Annotated in this window: 5 protein-coding genes and 1 rRNA gene; 4 read left to right on the top strand and 2 right to left on the bottom strand. The window is 74.9% G+C overall.

Annotated features, from left to right (window positions below; genetic code table 11):
* A 5S ribosomal RNA gene (gene rrf, locus H1A17_RS33315) occupies positions 1 to 110 on the top strand; the annotation flags it as partial.
* A 91-nt stretch (positions 111 to 201) separates the two neighbouring features.
* On the opposite strand, the gene H1A17_RS35380 is transcribed toward rrf, so the two are convergent.
* Positions 202 to 1,671, bottom strand: coding sequence for a hypothetical protein (locus H1A17_RS35380; protein ID WP_194823747.1), 1,470 nt, complete (start codon positions 1,669 to 1,671; stop codon positions 202 to 204).
* 108 nt (positions 1,672 to 1,779) lie between these two features.
* Here H1A17_RS35380 and H1A17_RS33305 point away from each other — a divergent pair, with 108 nt between their 5' ends.
* The gene (locus tag H1A17_RS33305) at positions 1,780 to 2,895 is read left to right on the top strand and encodes a hypothetical protein (protein ID WP_375372854.1); all 1,116 of its coding nucleotides are present in this window, start codon (positions 1,780 to 1,782) and stop codon (positions 2,893 to 2,895) included.
* Positions 2,892 to 3,911 carry an HAD-IIA family hydrolase gene (locus H1A17_RS33300; RefSeq protein ID WP_194823746.1) on the top strand — a complete coding sequence of 340 codons (1,020 nt, stop codon included), beginning with the start codon at positions 2,892 to 2,894 and terminating at the stop codon, positions 3,909 to 3,911. Before H1A17_RS33305 ends, H1A17_RS33300 begins: the two co-directional genes overlap by 4 nt.
* 72 nt (positions 3,912 to 3,983) lie before the next feature.
* Here the strand turns inward: H1A17_RS33300 and H1A17_RS33295 are convergent, their stop codons facing one another.
* Complete coding sequence (locus tag H1A17_RS33295) at positions 3,984 to 4,319, bottom strand: SCP2 sterol-binding domain-containing protein (RefSeq protein ID WP_145918982.1); 336 nt, start codon at positions 4,317 to 4,319, stop codon at positions 3,984 to 3,986.
* Between the two features lie 113 nt (positions 4,320 to 4,432).
* On the opposite strand from H1A17_RS33295, the gene H1A17_RS33290 reads away from it, so the two are divergent.
* Positions 4,433 to 5,092, top strand: coding sequence for a phasin family protein (locus H1A17_RS33290; RefSeq protein WP_228544717.1), 660 nt, complete (start codon positions 4,433 to 4,435; stop codon positions 5,090 to 5,092).
* The last annotated feature ends 105 nt before the right edge of the window (positions 5,093 to 5,197 follow it).

Below are 5,197 nucleotides of genomic sequence, written 5' to 3'. Positions count from 1 at the left end.
GTCATGGCGGAGGGGAAACGCCCGGTCACATTCCGAACCCGGAAGCTAAGCCCTCCAGCGCCGATGGTACTGCACTCGGGAGGGTGTGGGAGAGTAGGACACCGCCGGACAACCTTTCCAGTCGAGGGCCGCCCCATCCGGGTCGGCCCTCGACTGCGTCGCGCCGTGGGTGGCGCAATTAGGAAGGATGTACCTGTGAGTTCAGGACCGCAGGGCGGAGATCGTCCGCGCCGATACGAAGACCGCTCCGACCGTCCCCAGGGTCGGGACGCCGGCCCCCGCCGGGACGACCGCCCCCCGTACCGTGGCGACCGCGACGACCGCGGCGCCTCGCGGGGTGGACCCCGGGGCGGCGATCGGCGCGAGGGCGGTTTCCGGTCGGCCCCGCGTACCGGTGACTCCCGGCCCGGTGGTTTCCGTTCCGATGGTGAGTCCCGCGACGGTGGTTTCCGGGGTGGCGACCGCCGCGAAGGCGGTTTCCGCCGTGACGGTGACGCGCCGCGAAACGGCGGTTTCCGCAGCGGCGACCGTCGGGATGGCGGCTCCGGCGGTGACCGTCGTGAAGGCGGTTTCCGGTCGGGCCCGCGTGACGGCGATTCGCGTCCCGGTGGTTTCCGGGGTGGGGACCGTCGCGACGATTCGCGTGGTGACCGTGGTGGTTTCCGGTCTGGTCCGCGTGAGGGCGGTTTCCGGGGCGGCGACTCCCGCGAGGGTGGCTTCCGGGGAGGTGACCGTCGTGAGGGCGGTTTCTCCGGCGACCGTCGCGACGGCGGCTTCCGTGGCGGTGACCGCCGCGAGGGTGGTTTCCGGGGTGGGGACCGTCGTGAGGGCGGCTTCGGCGGGGACCGTCGTGAGGGTGGTTTCCGGTCGGGTCCGCGTGATGGTGACTCCCGTCCTGGTGGTTTCCGCCGGGACGGTGACTCCCGTGACGGTGGCTTCCGGGGTGGGGACCGTCGTGACGATTCGCGTGGCGACCGTGGTGGTTTCCGGTCGGGTCCCCGCGAGGGCGGCTTCCGCAGCGGCGACTCCCGCGAGGGTGGTTTCCGGGGCGGCGACCGTCGTGAGGGCGGCTACCGCTCCGGTCCGCGTGATGGTGACTCCCGTCCTGGTGGTTTCCGCCGGGACGGTGACTCCCGCGACGGCGGTTTCCGTGGTGGGGACCGTCGTGAGGGTGGTTTCCGGTCGGGTCCGCGTGATGGTGACTCCCGTCCTGGTGGGTTCCGCCGGGACGGTGACTCCCGCGACGGTGGCTTCCGTGGTGGGGACCGTCGCGACGATTCGCGTGGCGACCGTGGTGGTTTCCGGCCCCGCGAGGGCGGCTTCCGCAGCGGCGACTCCCGCGAGGGCGGTTTCCGGGGCGGTGACCGTCGGCCCGGTGGCTTCGGCGGCGATCGCCGTGAGGGCGGCTTCCGTGGCGGTGACTCGCGTGAGGGTGGTTTCCGGGGTGGTGACTCCCGCGAGGGTGGTTTCCGGGGTGGGGACCGTCGTGAGGGCGGTTTCCGGTCGGGCCCGCGCGACGGCGACTCCCGGTCCGGTGGCTTCCGGGGCAGCGACTCCCGCGAGGGTGGCTTCCGGGGCGGTGACCGACGCGAGGGTGGCTTCCGCAACGACGACTCGCGCGGCGGTGACCGCCGTGAGGGCGGGTTCCGGGGCGGCGAACGCGGCGGTCACGACCGGCCACGCCGGGACGACCAGCGGGGGGACGACCGCCGCCGGGAGGGCGGGTTCGGCCCCGACCGGGAGCGTCGGGACGAGACCGACGGCCGGGCGGTCGCGCCGGTGCTGCCGGACGAGATCTCCGCGAGTGACCTCGACACGGCCGTCCGCGCGGAGCTGCTGTCGCTGAACAAGCCGGTGGCGGAGACCGTCGCCCGGCACCTGGTCGCCACCGGTCAGCTGATCGACGAGGACCCGGCGGAGGCGTTGGCCCACGCGATGGCCGCCCGGCGGCTCGCCGCCCGGATCTCCGCCGTACGCGAGGCGGTCGGCCTGGCCGCGTACCACGCGGGGGAGTGGCAGACGGCGATCGCCGAGCTGCGCACGTACCACCGGATGACCGGGTTGCAGAGCCACCTGGCCGTACTGGCCGACTGTGAGCGGGCGCTGGGGCGTCCGGAGCGGGCGATCGACCTGTTCCGGGGGGCCGACAGCGACAAGCTCGACAAGGCCGTCGCGGTCGAACTGCTGATCGTCGCCGCAGGTGCCCGGGGTGACCTGGGGCAGAAGGACGCGGCGGTGGCGATGCTCCAGGTTCCGGAGCTGACCACCGACGTCGCCGAGCCGTGGACCGCGCGGCTGCGGTACGCGTACGCCGACGCGCTGCTCGCGGTGGACCGCCGTGAGGAGGCCCGGGAGTGGTTCTCGCGGGCCGCCGACGTGGATACCGACGGTGAGACCGACGCCCCGGAACGGCTGCTGGAACTCGACGGCGTGGTGATCGAGGGCGACGACGAGGACGACGAGCCGGTCGAGGAGTCCGCCGCCGCAGGGGAGGCCACCGACCCGGACGCCGGGCCCCGGCAGACCCCCGACGACGAGGACTACGACGACGTCGATGACGAGGTCCGCGACCGCCACGACGACGGCGACGAGGACGAGGACGAGGACGAGGACCGTGACGACGCCGGCGCTGCCGCGCTGAGCCGGCACGACGCCGACCGGGACGTCCACGACCGCGACCAGGCTGACCGCGACGCCGACCGGGACACCGGCGGGGACGACGTGGCCGACCTGCCCGCCGCTGCGGTGCGGGACGACGACGAGGACGACGACGCCGCCGGTGCGGACGTCCGGCCCGACGCCGTTGCCGGCCCGGCCGGTCGCGCCGACGGCGACGCGACCGTGGCCGGCGTGCGGCCGGTCGACGGGCCGGCGGCGGAGGCGGACCAGCGATGACCGGGGTCGCCGGGGACCGGCTGATCGACGGGTACGCCCTGGTCGTCTTCGACCTGGACGGAGTGATCTACCTGATCGACCGGCCGATCCCCGGCGCGGTCGAGGCCCTCGGCGCGTTGCGGGCCGAGGGCCGGTCGGTGGCGTTCGCCACGAACAACGCCTCGCGGCGCTCCAGCGAGGTCGCCGACCTGCTCACGGGCATCGGCGTACCGGCTGATCCGGCGGAGGTGCTCACCTCGGCCGCCGCCTCCGCGGAGCTGTTGCGGGACCGGCTTCCGGCCGGCGCGGCGGTGCTCGTCGTCGGTGCCGAGGCGCTGCGCGCCGAGATCAGCGCCGTCGGGCTCACCCCCGTCGACCGCGCCGAGGCCGCGCCGGTCGCCGTCGTGCAGGGGTACGGCCCGCAGGTGGGCTGGGTGGACCTGGCCGAGGCGTCGGTGGCGATCCGGGCCGGGGCGACCTGGGTGGCCACCAACACGGACCGGACGCTGCCGAGTGGACGGGGTCCGCTGCCCGGCAACGGGTCGCTGGTGGCCGCCCTGCGGCACGCCCTGGACCGGGCGCCCGACGTGGTGGTCGGCAAGCCGGAGCCGGCGCTGTTCACCACCGCCGCCCGGCGGGCCGGCACCGGCCGTACCTTGGTGGTCGGTGACCGGCTGGACACCGACATCGAGGGTGCCCGCCGGGCCGGGCTGGACAGCCTGCTGGTGCTCACCGGCGTCAGTGACGTACCCGAGCTGTTGGGTGCCCCCGAGCAGCGGCGGCCGACCCACGTGGCGGCCGACCTGGCCGGGCTCTTCGATCCGACGGCGGTGGTCCGGGTCCCCGGCGCTCCGCAGGCCGGTGGATGGTCGGCGGCGGCGGTGGACGGTGCGGTGGAGTTGCGCGGTGCCGGCCGGCCGCTGGACGCGGTGGCCGCGCTGTGCGCGGTCGCCTGGGAGGCGGGCACCGGTGCGGACGTGCGCCCGGCCTCGCCGGAGGCGGAGCAGGCGCTGGCCGGGTTCGGCCTGGCCACCTGACGGCACGCCACCTGACGGTAGAAGGGCCGGCACCGGGCAGCGGTGCCGGCCCTTTCGTCGTCGGGCCGTCGCTCAGAGCAGCTTGCGCAGTTTCAGCAGGTCGAACGGGCTGGCCTTGATGGAGATCCGGCGGGCGGCGACCGCCTTGGTGACGTCGAGCTGGCCGCGTACCAGGGCGACGAGGTCGTCACTGGAGGTGACCAGGGCGATCTTCGCCTTCGGGTCGTCGCCGTCGGCGAGATCGACCAGCCGTCCGCCTTCGATCCGGCCGTGGAACGCGGTCTCCAGATCGGTGATCCGGCAGGCCAGGGTCCGGTCCAGATCGATCTTGCTGGAGGCGTCGGCGTGCCGGTCCAACCGGTCGGCAAGATCCCGCAGGGCCTGTCGGCACTCGTCCACGCTGGCCACATCGTCTCCTTCGTACCCGCCACGCCGTTTTCCGGCACCGTACCGCAAGGGGCGGGCTCGGGGCGCCCGGTAGCGTGAGGGCCGCACACTGCCCCCGCGGAAGGACTTGAGTCATGCAGGACGCGTGGCGCGCCTACCTGGAGCTGGCCCTGGGCCTGACGGAGGCGCCCCGGAAGAGGGCACAGGACGCCGCCCGGCGGTTGGCCGGTACGGGCGGCGCGACCGCCGTCCAGTTGCAGGCGCTCGCCGAGGAACTGCTCGCCACCGGCGCGGCGAACCGGGAGGCGTTGACCAAGCTGGTCCGCTTCGAGGTCGACCGGGCGCTCGGCGCGGTGGGGCTGGCGACGGCCGACGAGGTCGCCGAGCTGACCCGCCGGGTGCACGAGCTGGAACGGCAGCTCCGTGAGGCGAAGGGCGCACCGGGCGGGTTGCCGGTCGGTGACGCGGCACCGGACACGACCGTACCGCCGACCGGCGGCGCGGGGGTGGAGTCCGGGGCCGGGCCGGCTCCCGCGACGGCGGCCGGGACGGTGGCGAAGAAGGCCGTCGCCAAGAAGGCGGTGGCGAAGAAGGCGGTGACCCCGACGACGGTGGCGACGACGGCCCCGAAGGCCGTGGCGAAGAAGGCGGTCGCCAAGAAGGCGGTGGCGAAGAAGTCCGGGCCGGCGACGGACGCGGCCCCGCCGCCCACCGGGTCGACCGGAGCCGGCGGGGATGCCCGCCGCCCCGGGAAGGTCACCCCCGGCCACGACGGCTCCGGTGGTGCCGCGTGAGCCGTCCCGTGGGGAGCCGGTCGTGACCGGCCCGTTCCGTCCCGGCCCGCCGCCCGTCGGGACACCTGGCCCGTCCGTCGGCCGTCCCGGCCCGTCGGGGGTCCG

Origin of the sequence: Micromonospora sp. S-DT3-3-22 (assembly GCF_015354745.1) — a bacterium.
Lineage (GTDB): Bacteria > Actinomycetota > Actinomycetes > Mycobacteriales > Micromonosporaceae > Micromonospora > Micromonospora wenchangensis.
The sequence above is the reverse complement of the archived record's forward strand: the minus strand, read 5'-3'. Positions and strand labels throughout refer to the sequence as shown.

Bases quoted from the DNA above. Each gene is read 5' to 3' on its own strand.
- H1A17_RS33300 (WP_194823746.1), top strand. From the start codon at position 2,892: ATGACCGGGGTCGCCGGGGACCGGCTGATCGACGGGTACGCCCTGGTC.
- H1A17_RS33290 (WP_228544717.1), top strand. From the start codon at position 4,433: ATGCAGGACGCGTGGCGCGCCTACCTGGAGCTGGCCCTGGGCCTGACG.